The 1,259-nt window shown below is 61.2% G+C and carries 2 protein-coding genes; one reads left to right on the forward strand and one right to left on the reverse strand.

Annotated elements, in window-relative coordinates; translation table 11 throughout:
* Positions 1–239: 239 nt before the first annotated feature.
* A complete protein-coding gene (locus tag HYX42_RS06120; RefSeq protein WP_293400920.1) occupies positions 240–926 on the reverse strand; it encodes a transposase in 687 nt (228 codons plus the stop codon).
* On the opposite strand from HYX42_RS06120, the gene HYX42_RS06125 reads away from it, so the two are divergent.
* A complete protein-coding gene (locus tag HYX42_RS06125; protein WP_293400922.1) occupies positions 925–1,119 on the forward strand; it encodes a hypothetical protein in 195 nt (64 codons plus the stop codon). The genes HYX42_RS06120 and HYX42_RS06125 overlap by 2 nt on opposite strands.
* Positions 1,120–1,259: the final 140 nt, after the last annotated feature.

Below are 1,259 nucleotides of genomic sequence, written 5' to 3' on the forward strand. Positions count from 1 at the left end.
CCGCGGATTCTAAAACGGTCTCTTTCCCTGTCTTGTTCGCGGATGGAGCTTTACACTGGATGGCGACGGTCTGGTTCGCGTTTTGATAAGCGCCCGAGGAGAACGTTTGCGCGTTCTCATCGGGCTGACCCTTGGGAGAAGCCACTCCCGTGGGCTCCCTCCACGATAAGCCAAAGTCCCGCTGCTGTTCCAGAGAGGAAGAAAAGGGGACGCAGCTCTTTTCAGTTGGCACCAACACGTCATTGTTCAGGTTCGGGTTGTTTCCGAGGGCGGCCGCGAGCGCGAAGGGTCCAGTCGAGGCCCAGGCGGCGGGCCGTTCGTGTTTGCCATCCGGCCGAGCCGAATGGGCAGCCTCGACGAATCGAGTTCCGAACGGCATCGACCTCGGCTGGAGTCTGTGGACGATTCACGTGCGCCGTCCAATCGGCCGACATCGGCAGCGGCCAGCGGGCCAGCAGCGACTTCGCTTCGACCGAGCCGAATTCGCGGCGCCACAGGCTGCTCCACCTCCAGTCCTCCGCCCGCTCGACCAGATTGGCGCGCAGCGCGTTTCGCTCGACGTATCGAACCACCGTATAGAAGTGCTCGTCAGTCTCCACGGGAAAGGATTTGAAGCGCCCCTGGTACAGATGCCCCGTTCCCGAGGTCTTAAAATGCGCATGCCAGCGCATCACGTGCGTGTGCGTCAGCCACCGCAGAAACTCAGTTAACTCGCCCTCACGCCGCGGCCACAGCACCATGTGCCAGTGATTGGGCATGACGCAATACGACAACAATCGCGTCGAATGTTCTGCCAACGCTTCGACCAGGACGCGCTCGAATGCCTCATAGTCGGCGTCTTTCTCGAACAGCGCCAGCCGCGCCACGCCCCGATTCAAAACGTGGTACACCAACCCGCCCGGTGCAATTCGTGGTCGCCGCGGCATGCTCCAAATTCTCTCGCGAGCGCCGTCGGTTGTCAACGATAAAGAGCTGCGTCCCCTTTTTTCTCCCCAGCAGGCAATGGATGACCTCGCGAAGGCGGATTCTGAAGCATACAAGAAGCGTGTAGAGGCCGAAATGGCTGAGTTCATAAAGCGCATCACGAGGGGGCGTGGCGTCTGGTCGCCCGCCGAGTGAGCGGGGTGAGACCGCGCGTATCAATTGCTCGACGGCGCCGTTGGGTGGGGGCTTCTGTTTTGGCTTGCCCACGATCGTCCGCCATGCGCTACACCACCCGCTCCAGCAGCACACTGAGGTGACTGAAGAGGCTGCCCATA

It is taken from the genome of Polaromonas sp., from assembly GCF_016185115.1.
Lineage (GTDB): Bacteria > Pseudomonadota > Gammaproteobacteria > Burkholderiales > Burkholderiaceae_C > Polaromonas.